Raw genomic sequence first — 22028 nt, forward strand, 5'->3', positions numbered from 1 at the left:
CCCTTGCTGCGGCCAGACGGCCAGACGGCCAGACGGCCAGACGGCCAGACGGCCAGACGGCCGAACCCCAGGCTGTCGGCCGGTCAGGCGAGCGCCCAGGCGACGTCCCGGAGCAGCGCCTGCCGCCAGCCCGCGCGGTCGTGGTCCGCCGCGGAGCGGGAGACCCGCACGGTCGCACCGGCCTGTTCGGCCAGGGTCTCGGTCAGCTCGCAGTGGGGCAGCATCCGCGTCTCGTGTTCCCCCACGTCGAACGCGACCCGCAGCCCGGACAGGTCGGGGCGCTCCCGCAGCCGCGCGGCGACGGCGCCGCCGACCGGGCCGCCCAGCGGGTCCGCCGCGTCCATGGCCTCGGGCGTCCACCAGAACGACCCCGACTGGCAGGCGACGCGGGACACCAGGTCCGGGTACTCCAGGGCCGCGTACAGCGCGCTCAGCCCGCCGAGGCTCTGCCCGGCGACCACGAGCCGCTCCGGCTCCGCGTGCACGCCGGACTCCGCGACCAGCGGCAGGAGTTCGTCGCGGACGGCCTCCCACAGGTCACTGCGGCACCCGAACTCGGCCGCCCTGTCCTTGGCGGGCAGGAAGACGAGGGTGCAGGGAGGCATCTCGCCAGCGGCGGCGGCCGCGTCGAACGCGGTCATGGCGGGGTGCAGGTACAGCCAGTCGTCCCCGTCGAGCAGCAGCACCACGGGCCCGCCGCCGGCCACCGGGTGGACGCGCACCGTGCGCCGCCCGCCGATCCGCTCGCCGGCCCAGCGCAGCCGGGTGCGGGGCAGCGGCAGTACGTCGTCGGGGCCGACGACGGGCCAGTGCGGCTGGGCCGGGGCGTCCGGCGTGGCGGCGATGGAGCGGTCGCCGCCCGCGCCGGCCGGGTTGAAGGGGTCGGCGTACGCCGCGTCGTCCGCGCGGAACTGATAGGTGACGCGCAGCCGCGCGGGCATGCGCACCTTGGCGTACCAGCAGTCCGTGTCGTCCCGGCGGAGCAGCGGGACCGGTGCCGACCAGCTCTCGAATTCGAGGGTCGCGGGGGAGCCGCGCCACAGGAAGAGGGTCACCCAGCCGCCGTCGCCGTCGGGGACCGACACGGGAGCTCCGACAGCCGCCCAGAAGGCTTCGGTGCCGGGTGCGCCGGGCAGACCGAACTCGGCGAAGGGGGCGTCGATTCCGGCGGCGAGGCCGGAGGCAGGTTCCGTCACGACAGGACCGCTCCTTGTGAGAGGGATGGGGAAGGAATAGGCTAATCTTAATTAGGTGAGCCTAACCTAATTGTGGCGCGCCTCTCCCTTTCCGGCGCGTCCCGACGAGCTGAAGAGCATGCTCGACGCGGCTGACGCCGGCCCGTCGACCCCGAGGAGACAACGAACATGAGCACGAATCCGTTTGACGATACCGAAGGCCGCTTCCTGGTCCTGGCGAACGAGGAGGGCCAGCACTCGCTGTGGCCCGCGTTCGCCGAGGTCCCGGGGGGCTGGGCGGTCGTCTTCGAGGAGAACTCCCGGGACGCGTGCCTGGAGTACGTCGAGACCCACTGGACCGATCTGCGCCCCCGCTCCCTCGCGGCGTCCATGGACGCCTGACGAGGTCGAGCCGATCGGCCGCCCGCCGGTGCGCGCGGACCGGGCACGTGAACAGTAAGGCTGACCTTACTTTGATGCCCCGTCAGGGGAACGCGGCCACACGCCGCTCTTCGATCGTGGAACCGAGGAAGGAAAGCCTTGATCACGGCTACGCCGCGCCCTGCGCCGCAGGAGCACGCCCGGCCCGCGCCACCGCACGCCGTGCGCACCGCCCGCCAGGAGGACGCGCCCGCGCTCGCCGAACTGTCCCGCCCCTTCGTGCGCTCGGGCGCGCTGCGGGAGCGGCCGGTGGAGCTCTACGCCGCGCACGCGGCCGACTTCCTGGTGGCGGAGGCGGCCGACGGCACCCTCGCGGGCTGTGTGGGACTCCGTACGCACCGGGCGGCTCCGGCGGAGGGCGGCGGCCGTGCGGGCGTCGTGTACAACTTCTGCGTGGCCGGGCACCGGCAGGGGAGCGGCGTGGGAGCCGCCCTCCTGCGGGCCGTGCTCGCGACGGCGCACGCCGAGCGCCTCGGTGCCCTGTTCACGGCCACCACCGGCGGTGGCGGCCTGTTCCTGCGCTACGGGTTCGCGCCCACGACGGCGCGCCTGGCGCCTCCGTCGTGGGCGGCTTCCCTGGATCCGCGCCGCAACGCCCGGATCCTCACGAAGTCGTTGTGACGGCCCGCCGCTCGGGCGCCAAGGCATCGTCGGCGACCACGGTGGTGCCGGGGCTCATCGGTGCGAGGACGCTGCGCAGTACCGCGTGCGGCACCCGGCCGTCGACCACGTGCGCCTTGCGGACCCCGCCGCGGACGGCGCGCAGGCAGCCCTCCATCTTGGGCAGCATCCCGCTCGCGAGGCCCGGCAGGAGGCCGCTGAGGGCGTCGGCCGTCAGGTGCTCGATGACCTCGGTGCTGTGCGGCCAGTTCGCGTACAGGCCCTCGACGTCGGTGAGCATCACCAGGCGCTCGGCGTCGAGGGCCACCGCGAGGGCCGAGGCCGCGAGGTCGGCGTTGACGTTGTAGACCTGCCCGTCCTCGCCGCGCGCCACGGGGGACACCACCGGGATGTGCCCCTGCTCCAGGAGCGTGCGCACCATGTCCGGGTTCACGTCCACGACCTCGCCGACGAGGCCGATGTCCACCGGCTCGCCGTCCACCCACGCCGGGCGCGGGACGGCGGTCATCGTGTGGGCGTCCTCGCCGGACATGCCGACGGCGAAGGGGCCGTGGGCGTTGATGTGGCCGACCAGTTCCCGCTGGACGCGGCCGGTCAGCACCATGCGGACGACGTCCATGGTCTCCGGCGTCGTCACCCGCAAACCCGCTTCGAACCGCGTCTCCAGGCCCAGGCGGTCGAGCATCGCACTGATCTGCGGTCCGCCGCCGTGGACGACGACCGGGCGCAGGCCCGCCTGCCACAGCTCCACGACGTCCTGGGCGAACGTGCGTTGCAGATCCGCGTCCACCATGGCGTTGCCGCCGAATTTGACGACGACCGCGCGGTCCCGGAGCTCCTCCGGCCAGGGAAGGGGGTCGCCGGATTCGCTGATCCTGGCGGGCACCCCGCTGGTGGGCCATCCCCGGGCAGCGGTCACGCTCACGGAGCCACTCCATTTCATGGGCGGGCCCGCCTCTTCAGGCGGGCCGATCAAGATTGGGTTTAGCTTAGCCTAACCTAAGTTCTATGGTGGGTCCGTGGTCTGCCCCGCGGTCCGGGAAGGCGTTCAACGGCCTTTCGGGAAGGGGGATTTGCGGATCGAGGGACTTTTCATTTCCTGTCGCCCGCCGCGCGTGCGCGCGAGCGAAGTGGCCGATGTGCGCCGTATGTCCGCGCGCCCGATGGTGGGGCTCCCGCGCCTGTGGGTGGCGAGGGGTCGTGTACGTTCAACGTGCCGCGGTGACGGTGACCGGAAATCTTCGGCGGCCTTCAAGGGTCCCGCCGCTCGGCGGCGATCGAACCGGGGTGCGCGGTCGGCCGCCTGGTCGCCCTGGGGTCCGTGTGTGCGTGGTCACTTCTTCGGACGGACGCGTCGCTCTCGAAGTGGGGTGCGGCGGGGTCTACTTCCCGTTCGGGGCAAGGCGAAGCGCCCTCGGAGTCAAGCAAGGTCCGCGGCGCCCGGCACCCCCGGATCCGGTGGCCGGAGGCGGCGTCCCGCATATGATTCCTCCTCAGACATTGCAAGGTAAGGCTAACCTTATCTACCATGTGGCTGCTTAAGGAGGCGATGAAGCGGGTGAATGCCGTGCACAGTGGGCCGGAGACGCGTAATGAGCACAGGGGGACGGACGTGATGTATGACGTCCTGGGGATCGGATTTGGGCCATCGAACCTGGCGCTCGCGATCGCGGTCCACGAACACAACGCGCGGCTCGGTGAGAGCGACCGGATACGCGCCGGATTCCTGGAGAAGCAGCCGCGGTTCGGCTGGCACCGGGGGATGCTGATCGACGACGCGACCATGCAGGTGTCCTTCCTGAAGGACCTGGTCACCATGCGTGATCCGAAGAGCTCCTTCAGCTTCCTGTGCTACCTGCAGGAGCGCGACAGGCTGGTGGACTTCCTCAACCAGAAGACGCTGTTCCCGCTGCGCGTCGAGTTCCACGACTACCTGGAGTGGGCCGCGGCCCGCGTCGACGACCTCGTCGACTACTCGGCCGAAGTCGTCGCCGTGCGCCCCGTGACGGAGGACGGCGAGGTCACGCACTTCGAGGTCGTCAGCCGCGACGCGAAGGACCCGGAGCGGACCGTCGTACGCCGTGCGCGCAGCATCTGCGTGGCCACGGGCCTGGAGCCGCACCTGCCGCCCGGCATGGAGAACTCCGAGCGGATCTTCCACAACAGCCAGCTGATCCCGCGCGTGGCCGCGCTCAAGGAGACCGCGACCCCGGTGCGCCGGGCCGTCGTGCTCGGCGCCGGGCAGAGCGCCGCCGAGTGCGTCGACTACCTGCACCGGAACTTCCCGGACGCCGAGGTCTGCTCGGTGTTCGCCAAGTACGGCTACACGCCCGCCGACGACAGCCCCTTCGCCAACCGCATCTTCGACCCCGAGGCCGTGGACCTCTTCTACCACGCGCCCCGGGAGGTGAAGCAGTCGCTGTTCGACTATCACCGCTCCACCAACTACTCGGTCGTGGACATCGACCTGATCGAGTCCCTGTCGAAGACGATGTACCAGGAGAAGGTCCAGGGGCGGCAGCGACTGCGCATGCTGAACGTCACCCGCATCCGCGGCATCGACGCGCACCCGGACCGCCTGGACATCGGCGTGGAGTTCCTGCCCACCGGGGAGCGCGAGACGCTGGCCGCCGACGTGCTCGTCCACGCCACCGGCTACCGGCCGCGCGGCCTCGGCGAACGCCTCGGCGAGGTCGACAAGCTGTGCCGCCGCGACGACGAGGACGAGCTGGTCGTCAGCCGTGACCACCGCGTGGCCACCAACGCCAACGTCAGTGCCGCGGTCTACCTCCAGGGTGGCACCGAGCACACCCATGGCCTGACCTCGACGCTGCTCTCCAACACGGCCGTGCGCGCGGGGGAGATCCGGGACTCACTCCTCGCCCGCCGTCAGCGCCAGAGCGTCTGACAGGCGTACGCGACCGCCGTCGTGGTGCACCGGCGGGCATCCGTCCGCCGCGTGCCACGCCCTGGTCACCCGACCGATGACCAGGGCGTGGTCGCCCACCAGGAGGCGGTCGAGGGGCGCGAGCGCCAGCCGCCCAGGACCCGGGAGGCCGTGCGTCACCCGACTCCCTCCCGTATCTCCGCGAGGGTCAGGTCGCCGGCCGGCAGCTCGATCTCCTTGCCGCGCGGCGACGCCTCGCCCGGGCCGAAGGCCCGCAGAGGGGCGCGCCAGTCCGCCAGGGCACCTCGGCTCGATGGCCAGGCCGTGCTCCACGTCGCGGCGGGCCCCGGCCGTGTCACCGCGCTCCAGGAGCAGCTCCGCGCGGTGCGTGAGGCAGTCCAGGTGGCCCGGTTCAAGGTCCAGGGCGTAGTCCAGGTCCCGCAACGCGTCCTCGTCGTCGCCGAGTTCGAGCAGCAGATCGGCGCGGTTGAAGTGGGCCTCGGAGAACGGCGGGGTCAGCCGGATCGCGGTGGCGTAGTCCCGCAGGGCCTCGTCGTGGCGGCCGAGGGCCCGGTACTGCGCGGCGCGTCGAAGTAGTGGTCGCCGTGGTCCGGGTCGTGGCGGATCACGTCGTCGTAGTCGCGCAGCGAGGCCGTGTGGTCCTTGCGCATGAACGCGCGGGCGAGCAGCCGCCGCTCGGGGTCGGGATGGCTGTCGGCGAGCGCGATGGCCGTGTTCACCCAGGCGAGCGCCAGGTCCTCGTCGTGGTCCTCCCGGGGCAGGAAGCGGGTGTGGAGCATGGCCGACAGACAGGCCGTTCCCATGTGCACATCCGGGTCGGCCGTGCTGCGGCGCATCTCCTCCAGATACGCGAACGCCTCGTGGCCGCGCCCAAGACAGCACAGGCCCGCGGCGAAGCAGCTGTCGACGGCCTCGACGAAGGCCGCGACGCCCGCGCCCGCCGGGTCGCAGCCGTGCTCCAGGTGGTACGGGACGGCGCCGAGGCGCAGCGTCGGATAGTCCACGTCCCTCAGGGCATCGGCGCGCGCGGTGTGCCTGCGGGCCCGCTCCGCCGACGGCAGCGCGTAGTAGGCGTTCCGCACGGCCGGGTCGCGGCTGGTGCCGTCGGAGTCGATGAACAGCTGGGCCAGGTCGGCGCCCGCAGGCCGGGGCGTCCGCGCGGCACGGACGGTGTACGTGGTGAGCGCGTCGTCGCGGTCGCCGTGGCTCTCCGCGACCACGGTCAGCCGGGCGGGGTCGCAGCGGCGCAGCAGGATGGCCACGAGCTCGCGGTCGGTGGGGTCGGCCTCGTCGACGTCGTAGAAGGCGATGACGGCGCCTTCGGCACGGAGGAGGCGTGCCCGGTCCAGGGCGAGTTCGGCCACGCCGTGGGCGATGCGCAGGGCGCGCGGCGCGGGGTGGAAGCGGGTGCGCTCCTTGGCTCCGGCCGACTGGGTGAGCGTCTGCGGAGTGCGCGGGACCAGCGGCGCGAGGTCCGGGGCGATCACGGTGATCTCCGTGGCACGCGCGGCCACCGACTCGGGATCGCGGGCGAGCAGTTCGGGCACGAGGTGGCGCAGCAGGGAGCCGCCGCCGGTGAACGGCCCGCGCAGCCGCCGGTGGCAGCCGATCTCCAGTTCGGGGCGCGGGGGCTCGGGCAGCTCGCCGGTCGGCTCCGGCTCTTCGGTGGTGAGGATCCACCGGTGGTGGGGCGGCAGGGCGGTCATGCGGATGATGCCCCTCGGCGTGAGGCGGTGGCGGTGCGGGCCTTGGCGCGCCGGCCCCGCACGGGCGAACCGGTCGACGGCCGTGGGCCAGAAGGTCAGCGCGGCGGCCCGGGCGAGGCCGGTGCCGGAGACGGAACAGGCACTGCCGGACCAGCCGCGGCACACAGGTGAAGGAGACCGCGAGGCACCCGCCGTGCGGCCGGGCGGGCCCGGCCGGGGGCGGGCGGGGACGGAGCCGGGCCCGGACCGGGGCCCGGCTCCGCGGTGCTCAGTGTTCGGCGCACGCGTAGTAGCAGGCGGTCGGTAGACGGATCGGACCGGCCTTGCGGATCGGCGTCTTCTTCATGGGTCTCCTCCTCTCGGTGGCTGGTCCCGGTGGGTCACGTGACCTGGCGGCCGGCGGCCGGGCCGGGGCCGATGGCCCACCCGGCGAGCCGGTGAGCCGTGGAGTCGGCGGCGGAGGGGAACTCCGCCGCCCGGAGAGGAATGACGCCCGGATCCGGCGTCGCCAGGTCACTCGGTGGAACGTGCCTTGCCGCGGCCGGCTCCGGACGGAGTGGTCCAGGGCCGCATCCAGACGGCACGCGCCATGGCTGTTCCCTTCTTCCAGTAGCAGCCCCGGGTGGCACGCCCCCGAATCGAAAAAGGGCGCGGAAAGCCACCGCGGGTAATGTGCCAGGACCCCAGTGAAATCGATGGGAGTGGCATATCTAGATCCCTCGTCACTGGTCCACGGACAGCTTGGTGGGGTGCTGCCTTTGATGTCAACCCGGGAATGCGGGCATCCGTATACCGCCCCCGCGAGGCCAATTCAACGGTGGGCAAAGTCTCTTGGGGTGTCTCCAACATGCCCGCATAGGTGCAGGTCGCAGGCGTGCAGGTGACCCGAGAGGTAAAGGGAGGCCTGCTTCGGAAATCCCCCTATACCTTTGGACAGTTAACGCGCTCGCGCTTTAAGTCAAGGAATTCTCTTCTCGGTGCGGGCCGTTCGGTGCGGGCCGTTCGGTGCGGGCCGTTCGGTGCGGGCCGCTCAGCGCGGCGCGGACGGCTCAGCGCAGCACCACACAGTCGCGGGCGCGCAGGGCCGTTACGGTGGGGTCGTCGTCCGGCACCTCGTTCCAGCGGAGATCGAGTTTCTCCAGTGCGGGCAACTCGGTCAGCCAGCCGGGAAGTTCGCGCAGTCGATTGGCCCGCAGATCGAGGCGCCGCAGCAGGGGGAGCCCGCGCAGCGCGTCGGGCACCGTGGCGAAGGCGTTCTCGCGCAGCTCCAGTTCGCGCAGTGCGCTCAGCTGCCGCACGGCAGCGGGCAGCGAACTGAGGGCGTTGCCGCGCAGCCACAGTTCCCGCAGGGAGCGCAGGCCGCCGAGCGAGGCGGGGAGCGAGGCGAGCCGGTTGTGCTGGGCGCGTAGCTCGACCAGACCTGTCATGGCGCCGAGAGTGTCCGGCAGGTCGGTGAGCCGGTTCTCGCCGACGTTCAGATAGGCCAGGCGCGTCAGACGGCCCAACTCCGCGGGCAGGGAGGTGAGACGGTTGTCGTGCAGGTACAGGAAGTCGCTCAGCGCGGTGAGGTCGCCGAGCTCGCGCGGCACGGACGTGAGCCGGTTGTGGCCGAGGTCGAGGGTGCGCAGCGAGGCCAGCGTGCCGAGGCGGGCGGGCAGCCGCGTGAGCGCGTTGTCGGGCAGCAGCAGCACGTCCAGGCGTGGATGGCGCCATACCTCGTCGGGTACGTCGGTGAGCCCGGCCTTCCAGTAGTTCAGTACGGTCGCGCTGGTCACCGGCACCTCTTTCCGGGGCGTGCCCCCGGCCCTGACGCCGACCGGGCGGCGCCCGCCGAGAAGGGCTCCCGGCGCGGCCCCGGGGACTCCGGACCCGGCCCCCGGCGGGCTCCGCGGGAAGCCCGCCTAATGGATGCAGCGGAACCTATCATTAGCCCATGCCCGCTCCGCCCCAGGCCTCCGCACCGGCGCCGACGCCCGGCCCCACCCGGCTGACGCTCGACCTCGCCGCCACCGTCCGCCACGACGGGCGCGGCGGCGTCGCCGACGACCTCGACACGCCCGAGGGCCTCACCGCCTGGGTGCGCGAGCACGCCGACGCGCTGCCCGAAGCCCTGGCGGCGCGCCGCTACCGCGCGGACGCCGCCGGGCTCGACCGCGTACGGGCGGTGCGCTCCGCCGTCCGCGCGCTCTTCGCCCGGGCGGTCCTGCCGGGCGCGCCGAGCCCCGCCGACGCCCACCGCCTCCCGCCTCCCGCCGAGGCCGTCGCCCGGCTGAACGAGGCCGCGGCGAAGGTGTCCACCGTGCCCGTGCTGACCTGGCCGGGCGGCGCCGCTCCCCGCGTGCGGGACGAGCCCGTGCCCGCTCCCGGGCCCGCCTCGCCCGACCGGCGCGCTGACCTGCTGGACGCCGCCCTGGCCCGGGCCGCGCACGCCTTCCTCGCCGGGCCGGACCGGCAGCGCCTGCGCGCCTGCCACGCGCCACGCTGCGTGCGGTACTTCCTCAAGGAGCACCCGCGCCAGGAGTGGTGCAAGCCGTCCTGCGGCAACCGTGCCCGCGTGGCCCGCCACCACGAGCGCGGCCGCGGCCCGGCCTGACGCGCCGCGCCGCCCCCGGCCGGACGGCGCGCGCGGCGATCTCGCACACCCCCGGCGCCCGCCGTGACCACGGGTTTCTCCCTCGCGGCCCCCGCGCCGGAAACGCCTCCGCGGGCACGTACCATGGCCGCATGTCCTTCCTCCGCCGCCGCAGCTCCGCCACCCCCGCCGGGCCGGACTTCGATGTCCTCGCCATGGACCCGGGCGACTGGCCCGGCAACCTCGGTGCCGGCCTGCTGCCCGCCCCCGACGGCAGCTGCCAGGGCGTCTTCCTGCGCTACGACCTGTTCGGCGGCCGCGGCCCCGCGATGATCATCGGCAATCTGCCGGAGGGCTCCCCGGCCCGCGAGCTCGCCGACGGCGAGGTGCCCTTCGAGGTGGCCCAGCTCCTCCTCGCGCTGGAGAACGACGAGGAGGTCACCGTCGTCTCCAGCGAGGACGTGCCGGTGATGCAGGGGGACAACCTCCTGATCGTGCGCCGCCTGCGCCTCTCCGAAAGCCGCATCTCCTGCGTCCAGTTCGACCGCAGCGACAACGTCCTGGTGACCATCGCGGCCTGGGACCGCCCGATCACCGACGACCTGTACGCACTCCTCAAGCCCCTGCCCGCCGAGCTGTTCCAGCAGGGCTGACCCACCGCCCTCCCGGCCCCCGCGCGGCGGCATCACGCATCTCGGTCCGCGCGGGGCACACCGCCCCGTCCCGCCTGGCCGGTACCGCTCCTGGACAAGGCCCCGGGCCCGTCGGCGCGGCACAGGATTCGCGCCGTCTCGTCCCCCCGTGGCGGACGCTCCGTACCGCCCAACGGGCTGGTGGGGAGCTTTTGTTGAATGGCGGTTTCCTACTGTTCGTACCCCCGTGTTCAGGCTGGCGTGCTTTGTTCTCAGGCGCGGGGCGCCACCGCGCCTAGCGTCGTGGGGGAGCGGGGTGTCCGCCCATCTCGACAGGGAGGGAAGTCGCGTATGAGCAACAACGACGTCTATCCGAACACACCGTCGAGCACGATCTACCGCAACATGGCCTGGACCTCCGGGAACGGCCACACGCTGCTCAGGCTCCAGGAGGACGGCAACTTCGTCGTCTACCGGGACAGCGTCGAGAAGCCCGTGTGGTCGCCGGACACCCGCCCGGACGGGTACCGCGCGGTCATGCAGGGTGACGGCAACCTCGTCGTCTACGCCCAGGACGACCGCCCCGTGTGGGCGTCGAACACCTCCGGGCGCCACGGGGCCATCCTGTCCGTCCAGGACGACGGCAACGTGTGCATCTACTACCAGGGCCAGCCCATCTGGTGTACGGAGACCGCCGGCTGACCCGCGCGGCCGCACGTCCTCGGTAGCGCATGCGCCGGGCCCGGACCTGCCCCCACGACAGGCCCGGGCCCGGCGGTTCCCGGGGCCGCCGCGGCTAGCTGCCGGACGGCACCACCTCGACGTCGGCGGCGCGCACGAACGCCACCCGGTGGCCGAACTGGATCTCGTAGTAGACGTCCTTGCCGCGCACCACGCGGTGCGGCTTCAGGTCGAACGTCGGCGCGTAGAAGTACTCACCGGGCACCTTGTCGCCGATGGCGTACTTCTGCCCCGCGAGCAGCTTGTACGGCAGCGGGGAGACCGACTGCACCGGGACCTCCGGCGGGTACGCCTCCTTCTCCGGGTAGGCGCGGCCGTACACCGGGACCTCGCTCGCGCCGTCCTTCGGCGTCACCGTCCACCCGCGCGCGTCGACGGCCGTCGGCTGCTTCCTCGGGTTCTTGAACCACGCCTTCTGGCCGAGGTACCACACGGCCGTCCAGTCGCCCTGGCGGTCGGCGACCGCGTACCGCTGGCCGGTGGACAGGCGCGAGCCCATGTCGTTCACGTCGATCGTGGACGGCTCGCCGCCCGGGCGGAGCCCGATGTCCTTGACGAGCGGCGCGTCGTCGCGGGGCTCGGTGTGCACGCGCACCGCGCTGGAGCCGTGCGGCACGCACTTCTCGCCCGGCTTGACGCAGCCGGTGAACTCCACCTGGTTCCTGCTGAACTCGGGCGCGACCGTCACCAGGCCGCCCTTCGGACCCGCCGTGCGGTGCAGCGGCTTGCCGAGGAGCTGGAAGTAGTGCTGCCAGTCCCAGTACGGGCCCGGGTCGGTGTGCATGCCCCGGATGGTGGCCGCCGTGGTGCCCGGGACGGTGTCGTGGCCGAGGACGTGCTGCCGGTCCAGCGGGATGTCGTACCGCTTGGCGAGGTACTTCACCAGGCGCGCCGAGGAGCGGTACATGGCCTCCGTGTACCAGGTGTCGGGCGCCGTGAGGAAGCCCTCGTGCTCCAGGCCGACGGACTTGGAGTTCACGTACCAGTTGCCCGCGTGCCAGGCGACGTCCTTGGTGCGCACGTGCTGGGCGACGTGGCCGTCGGACGAGCGGAGCGTGTAGTGCCAGGACACGTACGTCGGGTCCTGGACGAGCTTGAGGACGCCCTCCCACCTGCCCTCCGTGTCGTGCACGACGATGTACTTGATGCCCTGGGAGGCGGGCCGCTCGGCCTTGTCGTGGTTGCCGTAGTCGTTGTCGCCGAACTCCTCGTACGGAGCCGGGATCCACTCGCAGGCGAGGGACCTGGGGCAGTCCGTCTGCGCCGCCGGCGCCCTGCGCAGGCCCATGCGCTCGACCTGCGCCGCGTCGGGCCTCAGGCCGGGCCGCGGGGCGAGCCGCACCCGCTGTCCGGCGTCGGTCGTGCGCCGCTCGCCGTCGCGGATCACCGCGAACACCTCGTTGGCGTACGTAGCGGCGCCCGCCTGCTCGTCCGCGCCGGAGAACGCGGCGACCGCTCCGTACCAGTCGGCAGGGTCGTCGCTGAACGGCCTGTCGAGCCGCTTCTGCGCGGCGGCGAGGAGGGCGGCGCCGCCGCGGACGTTCGCCGCGGTGTCCTCGCGCAGCTCGCGCTCGGGAATGCCGCTGAGCCGCGCGGCGCGCTTCAACGTCTTGAGCCGGGCGGGCAGTTGGGCCTCGTCGGGCACCTGGCGCGGCTTGAGCGTCGGGCGGGACGCGTCGCCGCGCGGGTCCTCGTCGCCCTCGCTGTGGTGGGGCGCCGAGGCCAGCGCGGTGCGCGCGTCGGTGAGGTGCATCGGGCCGTAGCCGCCGGTCACGCTGGGGGCGCCGTCGTGCGCGTCCCAGCGGGACTGGAGGTAGGAGACGCCGAGCAGCACGCTCTGCGGCACGTCGTACTCGGCGGCGGCCGCCGCGAAGGCGCGCTGGAGGGAGTCGGGCCCCGCGGGTGCGGCCGTGGACGACGCCGGGGCGGCGCCGATGAGCGGCACCAGCAGGGCGGCCGACGCCAGGGCGCCCGCCGCCCTCACGGTGCGTCTGTGCGCGGCGGATTCAAAGCGGTGGGCGGATCCTCGCAAGGCAGCCTCCTGAGACCTCTGGGCCGGTGCGGCGGGACGGGGTGCGCGGGGCCGGGCGTGCGTCAGTGGTACCCGCTCTCCGACGATCCGTCAATCAGGCCCAGGGGAAGGGATTTCCCATGTCAGCGGCGTTTCCCCAGGTTTTCGCCCCGGGTAGCGCGATCGCCTGCTGCGCGTCAGTGGAATGGACCAATGCGCGGGTGCCGCCGCACCGGGCCCCGGCTGCGGCTACCGGCCCTTCGCCGCCCGGGTCACCTCCTCCGCGAGACGGTGGTTCTCCGTGGGCGGGTCCGGGGCTGTGCGGCAGGGCCAGGGCCCGGTCGAGAGAGTGGCGGCCCTCCGTGGTGAAGCCGTAGGCGAACCAGACGAACCACAGGGACCCGCTCAGCTCCTGGGCGCCGTGCCCGTCGCCCTCGGCGAGACGGAAGTCGAGCGCGGCCCGGGCAGCGCTCGACGCTACCCGCGCCGGGGCAGCGGTGCGCGGGCTGTGGCGAATGGGCCACGGACCGTCATCGAAGCTGGCACAGTACCCCGCACGCAGGGGTCGTGCGCGCGAATCCGAACTTCACCAGACGACCAGGGGGACGCAGTGGAAACACGGGGCAAGTGGCTCGCCACGGCGGTAGTGGCACAGGCGGCCGTGGCCACGGTCACGAGCCTCGCCCACGTGCCCCTGCACGCACTGCTCCTGATCGGTCCGCTCCTTGCGGCCCAACGGCTCTCGGCGCGCGTCACCGCCGTCCTGGGCGCCCTCGCCGTCGGCCTGACCCTGCTGGACTCGCCGCCGATCTCCCTGCGCGACCTGGCGTCCCTCCTGAACATCGCGGCGGTCTCGGTGTGGGCCGTGGTGACGGCGCACTCCCGCGTGCGCGCCGAGCGCGCGCTCGACCGGATGACCCGACTCGCCGACACCGTGCAAGAGGCCCTGGCCCGCCCGCTGCCCGACCGCGTCGGCCACGTCGCTCTCGCCGTGCACGCGCGGCCCGCCGACCCGCATGCCCGCCTCGGCGGCGACGTCCACGACGCCGTGCTCACGTGCGCGGGCCCGCGCGTGCTGCTCGCCGACGTCAAGGGGCACGGCGTCCAGGCCCTGCGGGTGGCCGCCGCCGTCCTGGCCGCCTTCCGGCGCACCGCCGCCACCGAACCCGACCCGGTCCGGCTCGCCCGGACCCTCGACGAGCACCTGGGCCCCGAACTCGGCCCGGAGGACTTCGTGACCCTGCTGCTCGTCGACTTCCACCCCGGCGAGGCCCGCATCGTCAACTGCGGTCACCCACCGCCCCTGCGCACAGGCCGCCGCCTCCACCTGCTCTCCCCGCCGCGGCCCTCACCCCCGCTCGGCCTGCGCCCCGCCCCCTGTCTGCAACGGGTCCAGCTGGCATCGGGGCAGCGCCTGCTCCTGTACACCGACGGCCTCACCGACGCCCGCGACGCCGACAGCGCTCCCTTCCCACTCGACGACCCGCAGTGCCACGCGGCCCTGACCGCGCCCGACCCGCACGACGCCCTGCGGTGCCTGACCGACCTGCTGCACCGCCACACCGGCGGCACCCCGCTCGCGGACGACCTCACCCTGCTGCTCGCCGAGGCCGCCCCCACGCCGCTCGGCCGGCCGCGCGACGCGCCCCCGAGGCCGGCGGGCCGCTCCTGGACGGCGTGACGACGACCCTGTCCGCCGGCCGCCCGCGGAGCGTCGAGCAGAACCCGCCGCCCTAGCGGCCGCCTCTTGCCCGCAGCGCGTTGTCCACCAGGCGGAGCGTGGCGGCGTTCTGGGCCTCCTGCCGGGCCTCGTCGGTGCGCAGGGTGAACGTCGCGGTCGTCACGGCGCGGGTGCCGTCCTCGGTGACGCCCGACTCGGAGACCACGCCGAGGTGGGTCCCGCCGTGGAACCACAGGCCCGAGCCGCTGCCCGCCACCGGCCGCCAGGCGATGCCGAGGCCGTAGCGGACGCCCTTCGCCCGGATCCAGTCCTCGGCTGGGACGGTGCGCCGCATCGCCGCCAGCTGCGCGGGGCGCAGCAGCCGTCCGGCCATCAGGGCGCGCAGGAAGACGGCGTGGTCGCGGGTCGTGCTGATGAGGGCGCCGTCCGCACCGCCGACGGCGGCGAGCGTGGTGTCGGTAAGGCGCGTGCTGCCGGGGAACTGCGTGTACGCCGTCGCCGTCGGCTGCGGGACGTAAGGGGAGGTCCCGGGGATCAGCGTGTGCCGGAGGCCGAGCGGTTCGATGACGCGCTCGTGGACCTCCTGCGCCCACGGACGGCCCGTCACCGCCTCGATGACCAGGCCCGCGACGACGTAGTTGGTGTTGGCGTAGCCCCAGCGCCGCTCGGCCGCCGGGGCGTCGCGGCGCGGCAGCCATTGCGGCGGCTTCGTGAGCGCGGCCGCCAACTGCTCCCGGGGCGTGTGCGTCCGGAACCGTCCCTTGCGGTACGCCTCGGGCGTGAACTCCCCTTCCCCGAGCGTGACGTAGTCGTTGAGGCCGCTGGTCTGGCGCAGCAGGTTGGCGACGGTGATCCTGCTGCCGTCGTTGCCGTGGCCCCGGATCGCGCCGGGCAGCCAGCGCTCGACCGTGTCGGTGAGCGCGAGCCTGCCCTCGCCGACCAGCTGGAGGGCGACCACGGCGGTGAAGGTCTTGGTGTCGCTGCCGATGCGGTAGTACGCGTCCCAGGGCACCGGCCGACCGGATTCCAGGTCCGCCACTCCGGCGCGTGCCGTGGTGCGGCCGTGCGCGGTCTGCACCTCGGCGAGGACTCCGGTGGCCCCGGTCGCCCGGACCGCGTCGACATCGGCCTGGAGGGCGTGGCGCGCGTGCCCCGGGGCGTCGAGCGGGGCCGCCACGGCCTGCGGGGCCGCGCCCGCGAGCAGGGCCCCGGCGGCGGCCGCCATGGTGGTGCGTCGGCTCATCGCCGGGCCGGTCCCCGTCATCGGGTCACCTCCGTGGCGGCGCAGGTCATGTCGGTGGCGGGCAGATCCCCGCCGCGCAGATAGTCGTTGACGGCCCGCTCGGCACACGGAACGGTGCGGTATCCGTCGAGACCGCGTCCGTACACGCCGTGCGCGCGGATGTCCGCCGTCACCAGCCGGGAACCGGTGAGCTTGCGGTGCAGGGCGAGACCGCCCTCGTAGGGAACGTTGTTGTCACGGCGGGCCTGGAGCATCAGGACGGGCACGTTGTTGCCGATCCTGGTGCCGGGCTCGCGCGGCTCGGCGCCCCAGAAGGCGCACGGGGCGATCATGCCGTTGACGTACGGGCCGAAGACCGGCTGGGTGGTGCGGCTGCGCACGCTGTTGCGCCAGTACGTCTCGGGGTCCGCGGGCCAGCCGCCCGCGGGCCAGCCGCCGTCGCCGCACATGAAGACCGCGCCGCCCACGAAGCTGTCCGCCAGTTCGGGGGAGGAGAGCAGCTCCAGCATGGCGGCGAGTTCGGGCCCCGGCTCGACCGGCTTTCCCGCGGCGGCGTCGACGAGGTCCCGCACGATGGCCGCGAGGGCCGGATCGTTCTCCTGGTGCTGGATGGGCTGCTTCAGGATCAGCCGCAGGACGGGCGCGTTGAGCCGCTGTCCCGCGAGGGCGACGGGCCGTCGCTCGGCCCGGTCGAGCAGCCGCTGCACGGTGGCCCGCACCTGGGCGGCGGTGCGGCCGAGCCGGTAGGTGCCGTGGTGCCGGGCGGCCCACCCGGCCCATTCGTCGAGGGACTTCTCCAGCGGCTCGCCGGAGCGCCGGAACAGTTCGTACTGCGTGGCCGCCGGGTCCGTGGAGGAGTCGATGACCATGCGGTCGGTGCGGCGCGGGAACATCTGTGTGTACACGGCGCCCAGATCGGCACCGTACGAGACCCCGTAGTACGACAGTTTGCGCTCGCCGAGGGCGGCCCGGATCGCGTCCATGTCCCGTGCCACGTTGCGGGTGGAGGCGTGCGGCAGGAGCTCGGCGTTGTCGCCGTACTCGCGGCAGCGCCGCGCCTGGTCCCGCGCGGACCGCACCGAGGCCTCGAAGTCCTTGCGGGCGGACGTCTTCGGCGCGGGCGGTGTGGGCGGCCCGGCCGGGGTGCAGGCGATCGGGCTGCTGTCGCCGAGGAACCGGGGGTCGAAGCCGATCAGGTCGTAGCGGTCCGCCACGTCCTTCAACGCCGGGCGCAGGGCGAGGGTGGTGCCGAGCCCCGTGCCGCCCGGACCGCCGGGGTTGGACAGCAGGATGCCGCGCCGCTCGCTGGGGTTCTTGGCCTTGATGCGGGAGATCGCGAGCTGGATCGTACGGCCGTCGGGCCGGGCGTGGTCGAGGGGGACCGTCACGTGGGCGCACTGCGCGCCCGCCTCGTTGAGCTCCTTCTGCTCCGCGGGGCAGGCACGCCAGTCGAGGCGCTGGTGCTGTTCGGAGCGGACGGGGGGCGGGGCGGGGGACGCCGTTGCGGGGACGGCTCCGGCCAGCAGGCCGACCAGGCCGAGGCCGATGGTGACGGCGGGTGCGACGCGCATGGTGCTCCTTTGGATCAAGCGGTGTCGCCTTGACGCTAGAAGCACGCGCCGCGCCACGACATGGGGCTACCCCTAGATCCTTGGCTGGGGGGAACCTCAGGGGTGGCGAAGAGAGTTGGCACGGCGGCACGGCGACACACGGCCCCCTGCGCGCACGCAGCCCCTGCGCGCACGCGAAAGCCCGTGGCCCGCCCCCCCAGCAGGGCGCCCCACGGGCCTACGTCCCCGTCAGCGCGTGCCGACCGCCGCCCGCACGGCCCGCCGGGCCATCTGGCAGTCGTCGTGCAGCCGCCGGAGGAGCAGGCGCTGCTCCTCGCCGGACGGCACGGCGACCGGGTGGGGCGCGCCCACCGGTGCCGTCGGGGCGGCGTCGTGCAGCGTGCGCTGCACCGCCGTCTCGCACATCCTGATCTCGCGCGTGAGTACCAGCATCAGGTTGACGAGGAACGCGTCGCGTGCCGCCGGGCCCGCCTGCTGGGCGAGCTGGCTGATGTCGCGGCGCGCCACCGGGGCGTCCCCGAGGACCGCCCACAGCGTCGCCAGGTCGTAGCCGGGCAGGTACCAGCCCGCGTGCTCCCAGTCGACGAGCACAGGACCGGCCGGGGACAGCAGTACGTTCGACAGGAGCGCGTCCCCGTGGCAGAACTGCCACATGGCCTGCGGCTGCGAGGCGTACGCGTGCGCTATGCCGTGCAGCAGCTTCTGGAGGTCGCCCATGTCCCGGTCCGTGAGCAGCCCCAGCTCGTGGAAGCGCGCGATCCGCCGGGGATAGTCCAGCGGCTTGCCGAACACGTCGTTCGGCGGGCGCCACTGGTTCAGGCGGTGCACGGCGCCCACCGCCGCCCGCACGTCCGCCCGGGGCGGGGCCTCCGTGGGGTGCCGCAGCAGCGCCGCGACCCGGCCCGGCATCCGCTCGATCACCAGGGTGCAGTCGTCCGGGTCGGCCGCGATGAGCCGCGGCGCGCGCACGGGCGGACGATGCCTGACGAACGAGCGGTATGCAGCTATTTCGTGCCTGATGCGCTCGGTCCAGCCGGACGAATGGTCGAGGAGGCACTTGGCGACGGCTGTGCTGCGGCCCGTCGTGCCGACGAGCAGGACGGTGCGGCCGCTGCGGCGCAGCACCTGCACCGGGTGGAACTCCGGACAGATGCGGTGCACCGACGCGATGGCCGTGCGCAGCTGCGCGCCGTGGGGGCCGGACAAGTCGAGTCTCCCGCTGAGCGGCCCGTTCGCGGTCGCCGGCGCGCGCCGCGGCCGGCCGGGAGCGAGCGTCCCCGACGCGGCGCGCGCCGGGGCCAGATAGGGGCCGCCGCCCTGGAGCGGGGCCTCCGCCGGGCGGGCGGGACCGCGGGACGGCGAGTGGGGGCGCAGCGGCCGGGGCGGGGCGGACACGGAGGACGATGCTGCGTACATGGGCGATACAGATCCCTTCGTGTGCCTGCGAGTTGCGGCGCCCTCCCGCCCCGGCCTTCCGTGGGTGCACCCTGGGGAATGCCCCGTGGGGACCGGGTCGGGGTGGCGCACTCCTACCTGACACCCCGAGGCCCCTGGCACACCATGTGGCGCACCCTGGCGAACCCTGGCGAATAGTCGCTCAGCAACTGACAGACGGTTACTGTCAACTCAGCCGAGAACCTGGGGGCTTGACGTGAACGGACAACCCAACACCCGCCTGTCGGACCTCTTCGGCCTCGCCGGCTGGTCCAAGGGCGAACTCGCCAGACTGGTGAACCGGCAGGCGGCCGCGATGGGTCATCCGCAGCTGGCCACCGACACCTCACGGGTGCGGCGCTGGATCGACATGGGAGAGATCCCGCGCGATCCCGTGCCACGGGTCCTGGCGGTCCTGTTCACCGAGCGTCTCGGCCGTGTCGTGACCATCGAGGACCTCGGTCTGGTCCGGCACGGGCGCGTAGGCAAACAGCGCGCCGACGGGAGCGTGGAGCACCCGGACGGCGTGCCGTGGGCGCCCGAGCGAACCGCCGCGGTCCTCACCGAATTCACGGGAATGGACCTCATGCTCAACCGACGCGGCTTGGTGGGCGCGGGTGCCGCGCTCGCCGCCGGCTCCGCACTCACCAGCGCCATGCACGACTGGCTGCACACCGATCCGACCCTGAAGGCCGACGCCCCCCGTCTCGACGATCCCCTGTACGCCGATCCCGCCGGGTTCGACCGCTATGAGGCCGCTCCCATCGGCTCCCAGGAGATCGAGGAACTGGAGCGCTCGGTCGAGGTGTTCCGCGCCTGGGACGCGTCCCGTGGCGGGGGTCTCCAGCGCAAGGCGGTGGTGGGCCAGCTGAACGAGGTGGGCGGCATGCTCGCCTACCGACACCCCGACCACCTCCAGCGGCGCCTGTGGGGCGTCGCCGCCAACCTCGCCGTCCTCGCCGGGTGGATGTCCCACGACGTCGGCCTCGAACCCACCGCCCAGAAGTACTTCGTGATCGCCGCGCACGCGGCCCGCGAGGGCGGCGACCGGCCGCGCGCCGGAGAGGCCCTGTCCCGCGCGGCACGCCAGATGGTGCACCTGGGCAAGCCGGACGACGCCCTGGACCTGATGAAGCTCGCCAAGTCCGGCTCGGGCGAGCAGACGCTGCCGCGCACCCAGGCGATGCTGCACACCATCGAGGCCTGGGCCCAGGCGTCCATGGGCAAGGGCCAGGCGATGCGGCGCACGCTCGGCCGCGCCGAGGACCTGTTCGTCTCCGACAAGGGGGACGTGCCGCCGCCCAGCTGGATGCAGATGTTCGACGAGGCGGACCTGCACGGCATGCAGGCGCTCGCCTACCGGACCCTCGCCGACCACGACCCGTCCGCCGCACACGTCGCCCAGCGCCACGCGAAGGAGGCCATCGCCCTGCGCACCCAGGGCCACGACCGCTCCACGATCTTCGACTACATCTCGCTGGCGTCGGCCTGCTTCATCGCCGACGACCCCGAACAGGCCGACCGGTACGCCCGGCTCGCACTGGTGTCGATGGGCTCGAACTCCTCGCACCGCACATGGGACCGGCTACGGGAGATGTACCGGCTGACCGCCCAGTACGCGGGCTACCCGAAGATCGAGGACCTGCGCGAGGAGATCAAGCACGCCCTTCCCAAGGCCGCGGGCAGGCCCGGGGGAGGGAAATGGGCGCGGGCGTGAGGAGCGTCGGGCGCGGTGGCGGGAAGCCGGGGCCAGGGCTTCGTGGCACTAGGTGTCGACCCTGGCCACCAGCAGACAGGCGTCGTCCTCGCGCGGGGCCACGCCGAACTCCTCGACCGTGAGGCGCACACAGTCCTGAGCCGTCCTCGCTTCGGCGAAGCGCGGCGCGAGGGCGAGCAGTCGGCTGGTCGCGGCATCTCGGGAACGCCGCGGCACCAGGCCGTCCGTGTGCAGCAGGAGCAGGTCACCGGGGCGCAGCGGCTCGTCGGCCTGGTCGTACGTCGCGCCGGACGTCGCGCCGAGGAGCACGCCGTCCGGAGGCGTCAGGGGGCGCCCCGTCCCGTCACGGAACAGCAGCGGGGCGGGGTGCCCGGCCTGGGACCAGGTCAGCATGTGCCGCTCGGGGTCGTACAGACAGCAGACGGCGCTGCCGAGGGCGGGCTGCGCCGAGGTGTCGAGGAGTTGGTTGAGCCAGGCCATCAGCTGGCCCGGCTGCGTGCCCGCGACGGCCATGCCGCGCAGCGCGCCGAGCAGCATCGCCATGCCCGACGTCACCGTGACGCCGTGGCCGGTGAGGTCGCCGACGCTCAGCAGCATCCGGCCGTCGGCCAGCTCCAGGGCGTCGTACCAGTCGCCGCCGATGAGGGCGCTGGACGACGACGGCAGATAGTGGGCGGCGAGGTCGAGGCCTGCCGGGCCGCCCTGCGGGAAGCGCAGCGAGCCGTGCCACGGCGGCAGTACGGCTTCCTGCAGCTCGACGGCGAGCCGGTGCTCGGTCTGGGCGAGGTGGTGCTGGCGCTGGAGCGAGTCGCTGCTCTCGCTGACCGCCCGCTGGCTGCGGCGCAGCTCGCTGACGTCCCGCAGGACCGCCCACATGGAGGCGGTGGAGCCGTCGGCGGCGAGTACGGGCTCGCCCATCATGTGCACCTGGCGCTCGCTGCCGTCGGCGCGCACGACGCGGAACTCGCCGTCGATCGGCTTGCCGTCGACCAGGCAGTCCGTGACCATCGCGGTGAGCAGCGCGTGGTCGTCGGGGTGCACGAGCGAGGGCAGCTCGTCGAGGGACAGCGGCGGCGCGGCCGGGTCGCGGCCGAGGATCTGGAACAGTTCGCCGGACCAGGTGGCCTCGTCGGTGAGGAGGTTCCACTCGGCACTGCCCACGCGGCTGAGCAGGGAGCCGGGCGGCGGCTCCGGCCGCGCGGCGCCGCCGTGCGGGCGGAGCGTGCGCGGCGGGCCGTCCCGCAGCTGGGCCAGGTGTCCGTGCAGATCGTTGAGTTGATGGACGGCGAGGTCGCACAGGGCACGCTGCCAGCGGCCCGTGGGGTCGCTGTGGTCGGCGGTGGCGTCGCGGCGCACGGCGTCGACCTCGCCGCGGAGCCGGCGCGTCTGCGTGATCAGCGCGTCGACCGGGCCGCGCTCGGGCGGCTGGGCGGTTCGGTCCGCGAAGACGTGGGACGGCATGGGGGCTCCGTAGGCGATGCGATGCGGCTGGGCCGGCTCGCGGGGGCCGCGCTGGTGGGGGCGGCGGGCTTCCTGGCTGGCCGCGCTGTCGGCTTCCGTGCTGACTTCAGAAAC

18 protein-coding genes and 1 pseudogene are annotated in these 22028 nt (G+C 73.4%); 8 read left to right on the forward strand and 11 right to left on the reverse strand.

Going from position 1 to position 22028, the window contains the following annotated elements; translation table 11 throughout:
* Positions 1-83: 83 nt before the first annotated feature.
* Positions 84-1196, reverse strand: coding sequence for an alpha/beta hydrolase-fold protein (locus MQV74_RS38780; RefSeq protein WP_242728193.1), 1113 nt, complete (start codon positions 1194-1196; stop codon positions 84-86).
* Between the two features lie 168 nt (positions 1197-1364).
* Between MQV74_RS38780 and MQV74_RS38785 the strand changes: the two genes are divergently transcribed.
* Positions 1365-1577, forward strand: a complete 213-nt coding sequence (locus MQV74_RS38785) for an MbtH family protein (protein ID WP_242728194.1) — start codon at positions 1365-1367, stop codon at positions 1575-1577.
* 138 nt (positions 1578-1715) lie between these two features.
* Positions 1716-2237 carry a GNAT family N-acetyltransferase gene (locus MQV74_RS38790; protein ID WP_374120760.1) on the forward strand — a complete coding sequence of 174 codons (522 nt, stop codon included), beginning with the start codon at positions 1716-1718 and terminating at the stop codon, positions 2235-2237.
* Here the strand turns inward: MQV74_RS38790 and argB are convergent.
* Complete coding sequence (argB, locus tag MQV74_RS38795) at positions 2221-3030, reverse strand: acetylglutamate kinase (protein WP_242729375.1); 810 nt, start codon at positions 3028-3030, stop codon at positions 2221-2223. The genes MQV74_RS38790 and argB overlap by 17 nt on opposite strands.
* A 756-nt stretch (positions 3031-3786) precedes the next feature.
* Between argB and MQV74_RS38800 the strand changes: the two genes are divergently transcribed.
* The gene (locus tag MQV74_RS38800; RefSeq protein WP_242729376.1) at positions 3787-5145 is read left to right on the forward strand and encodes a lysine N(6)-hydroxylase/L-ornithine N(5)-oxygenase family protein; all 1359 of its coding nucleotides are present in this window, start codon (positions 3787-3789) and stop codon (positions 5143-5145) included.
* On the opposite strand, the gene MQV74_RS38805 is transcribed toward MQV74_RS38800, so the two are convergent.
* From MQV74_RS38805 to MQV74_RS38815, 4 genes and pseudogenes are all read right to left on the reverse strand, one after another.
* Complete coding sequence (locus MQV74_RS38805) at positions 5110-5304, reverse strand: flavin reductase family protein (protein WP_242728195.1); 195 nt, start codon at positions 5302-5304, stop codon at positions 5110-5112. The genes MQV74_RS38800 and MQV74_RS38805 overlap by 36 nt on opposite strands.
* Before the next feature lie 165 nt (positions 5305-5469).
* Positions 5470-5670: pseudogene (locus MQV74_RS41495) on the reverse strand (tetratricopeptide repeat protein); the annotation flags it as partial.
* Positions 5640-7016 carry a hypothetical protein gene (locus MQV74_RS38810; RefSeq protein ID WP_242728196.1) on the reverse strand — a complete coding sequence of 459 codons (1377 nt, stop codon included), beginning with the start codon at positions 7014-7016 and terminating at the stop codon, positions 5640-5642. The pseudogene MQV74_RS41495 and the gene MQV74_RS38810, both read right to left, overlap by 31 nt.
* An 884-nt stretch (positions 7017-7900) precedes the next feature.
* Positions 7901-8626 (reverse strand): leucine-rich repeat domain-containing protein, encoded by a 726-nt coding sequence (locus MQV74_RS38815; protein WP_242728197.1) that lies wholly within the window; start codon positions 8624-8626, stop codon positions 7901-7903.
* Between the two features lie 158 nt (positions 8627-8784).
* Between MQV74_RS38815 and MQV74_RS38820 the strand changes: the two genes are divergently transcribed.
* From MQV74_RS38820 to MQV74_RS38830, 3 genes are all read left to right on the forward strand, one after another.
* Entirely contained in the window at positions 8785-9444 is a 660-nt protein-coding gene (locus MQV74_RS38820) for a CGNR zinc finger domain-containing protein (protein ID WP_242728198.1), read from the forward strand.
* A 131-nt stretch (positions 9445-9575) separates the two neighbouring features.
* Entirely contained in the window at positions 9576-10076 is a 501-nt protein-coding gene (locus MQV74_RS38825) for a hypothetical protein (RefSeq protein ID WP_030675137.1), read from the forward strand.
* A 330-nt stretch (positions 10077-10406) separates the two neighbouring features.
* Entirely contained in the window at positions 10407-10757 is a 351-nt protein-coding gene (locus MQV74_RS38830; RefSeq protein ID WP_138965118.1) for a hypothetical protein, read from the forward strand.
* 94 nt (positions 10758-10851) lie between these two features.
* Here the strand turns inward: MQV74_RS38830 and MQV74_RS38835 are convergent, their stop codons facing one another.
* Entirely contained in the window at positions 10852-12828 is a 1977-nt protein-coding gene (locus MQV74_RS38835; protein WP_278194316.1) for an N-acetylmuramoyl-L-alanine amidase, read from the reverse strand.
* 589 nt (positions 12829-13417) lie between these two features.
* Here MQV74_RS38835 and MQV74_RS38840 point away from each other — a divergent pair.
* On the forward strand, positions 13418-14488 hold the full coding sequence (locus MQV74_RS38840; protein WP_242728200.1) for a PP2C family protein-serine/threonine phosphatase: 1071 nt from the start codon (positions 13418-13420) through the stop codon (positions 14486-14488).
* Positions 14489-14540: 52 nt separating this feature from the next.
* Here the strand turns inward: MQV74_RS38840 and MQV74_RS38845 are convergent, their stop codons facing one another.
* The 3 genes from MQV74_RS38845 to MQV74_RS38855 all read right to left on the reverse strand — a co-directional run bounded on the left by MQV74_RS38845 (position 14541) and on the right by MQV74_RS38855 (position 18718).
* The gene (locus MQV74_RS38845) at positions 14541-15752 is read right to left on the reverse strand and encodes a serine hydrolase domain-containing protein (RefSeq protein ID WP_242728201.1); all 1212 of its coding nucleotides are present in this window, start codon (positions 15750-15752) and stop codon (positions 14541-14543) included.
* Complete coding sequence (locus MQV74_RS38850; RefSeq protein WP_242728202.1) at positions 15749-17302, reverse strand: alpha/beta hydrolase; 1554 nt, start codon at positions 17300-17302, stop codon at positions 15749-15751. Before MQV74_RS38850 ends, MQV74_RS38845 begins: the two co-directional genes overlap by 4 nt.
* Positions 17303-17530: 228 nt before the next feature.
* Complete coding sequence (locus MQV74_RS38855) at positions 17531-18718, reverse strand: aminoglycoside phosphotransferase family protein (RefSeq protein ID WP_242728203.1); 1188 nt, start codon at positions 18716-18718, stop codon at positions 17531-17533.
* Positions 18719-18953: 235 nt separating this feature from the next.
* Between MQV74_RS38855 and MQV74_RS38860 the strand changes: the two genes are divergently transcribed.
* Positions 18954-20453: a DNA-binding protein NsdB gene (locus MQV74_RS38860; RefSeq protein ID WP_242728204.1), complete on the forward strand. Its 1500-nt coding sequence runs from the start codon at positions 18954-18956 to the stop codon at positions 20451-20453.
* 48 nt (positions 20454-20501) lie between these two features.
* Here MQV74_RS38860 and MQV74_RS38865 read toward each other — a convergent pair whose 3' ends face one another.
* Positions 20502-21914 (reverse strand): PP2C family protein-serine/threonine phosphatase, encoded by a 1413-nt coding sequence (locus tag MQV74_RS38865; RefSeq protein WP_242728205.1) that lies wholly within the window; start codon positions 21912-21914, stop codon positions 20502-20504.
* Between the last annotated feature and the right edge of the window lie 114 nt (positions 21915-22028).

This window comes from Streptomyces sp. AN091965 (assembly GCF_022698285.1).
GTDB lineage: Bacteria > Actinomycetota > Actinomycetes > Streptomycetales > Streptomycetaceae > Streptomyces.

Excerpts from the sequence above, each read along its gene's own strand:
- MQV74_RS38865 (WP_242728205.1), bottom strand. The coding sequence starts at position 21,914 with ATGCCGTCCCACGTCTTCGCGGACCGAACCGCCCAGCCGCCCGAGCGC.
- MQV74_RS38800 (WP_242729376.1), top strand. The coding sequence starts at position 3,787 with ATGAAGCGGGTGAATGCCGTGCACAGTGGGCCGGAGACGCGTAATGAG.
- MQV74_RS38850 (WP_242728202.1), bottom strand. The coding sequence starts at position 17,302 with ATGCGCGTCGCACCCGCCGTCACCATCGGCCTCGGCCTGGTCGGCCTG.
- argB (WP_242729375.1), bottom strand. The coding sequence starts at position 3,030 with ATGGTGGACGCGGATCTGCAACGCACGTTCGCCCAGGACGTCGTGGAG.
- MQV74_RS38825 (WP_030675137.1), top strand. The coding sequence starts at position 9,576 with ATGTCCTTCCTCCGCCGCCGCAGCTCCGCCACCCCCGCCGGGCCGGAC.
- MQV74_RS38845 (WP_242728201.1), bottom strand. The coding sequence starts at position 15,752 with ATGACGGGGACCGGCCCGGCGATGAGCCGACGCACCACCATGGCGGCC.
- MQV74_RS38830 (WP_138965118.1), top strand. The coding sequence starts at position 10,407 with ATGAGCAACAACGACGTCTATCCGAACACACCGTCGAGCACGATCTAC.
- MQV74_RS38785 (WP_242728194.1), top strand. The coding sequence starts at position 1,365 with ATGAGCACGAATCCGTTTGACGATACCGAAGGCCGCTTCCTGGTCCTG.
- MQV74_RS38855 (WP_242728203.1), bottom strand. The coding sequence starts at position 18,718 with ATGTACGCAGCATCGTCCTCCGTGTCCGCCCCGCCCCGGCCGCTGCGC.
- MQV74_RS38820 (WP_242728198.1), top strand. The coding sequence starts at position 8,785 with ATGCCCGCTCCGCCCCAGGCCTCCGCACCGGCGCCGACGCCCGGCCCC.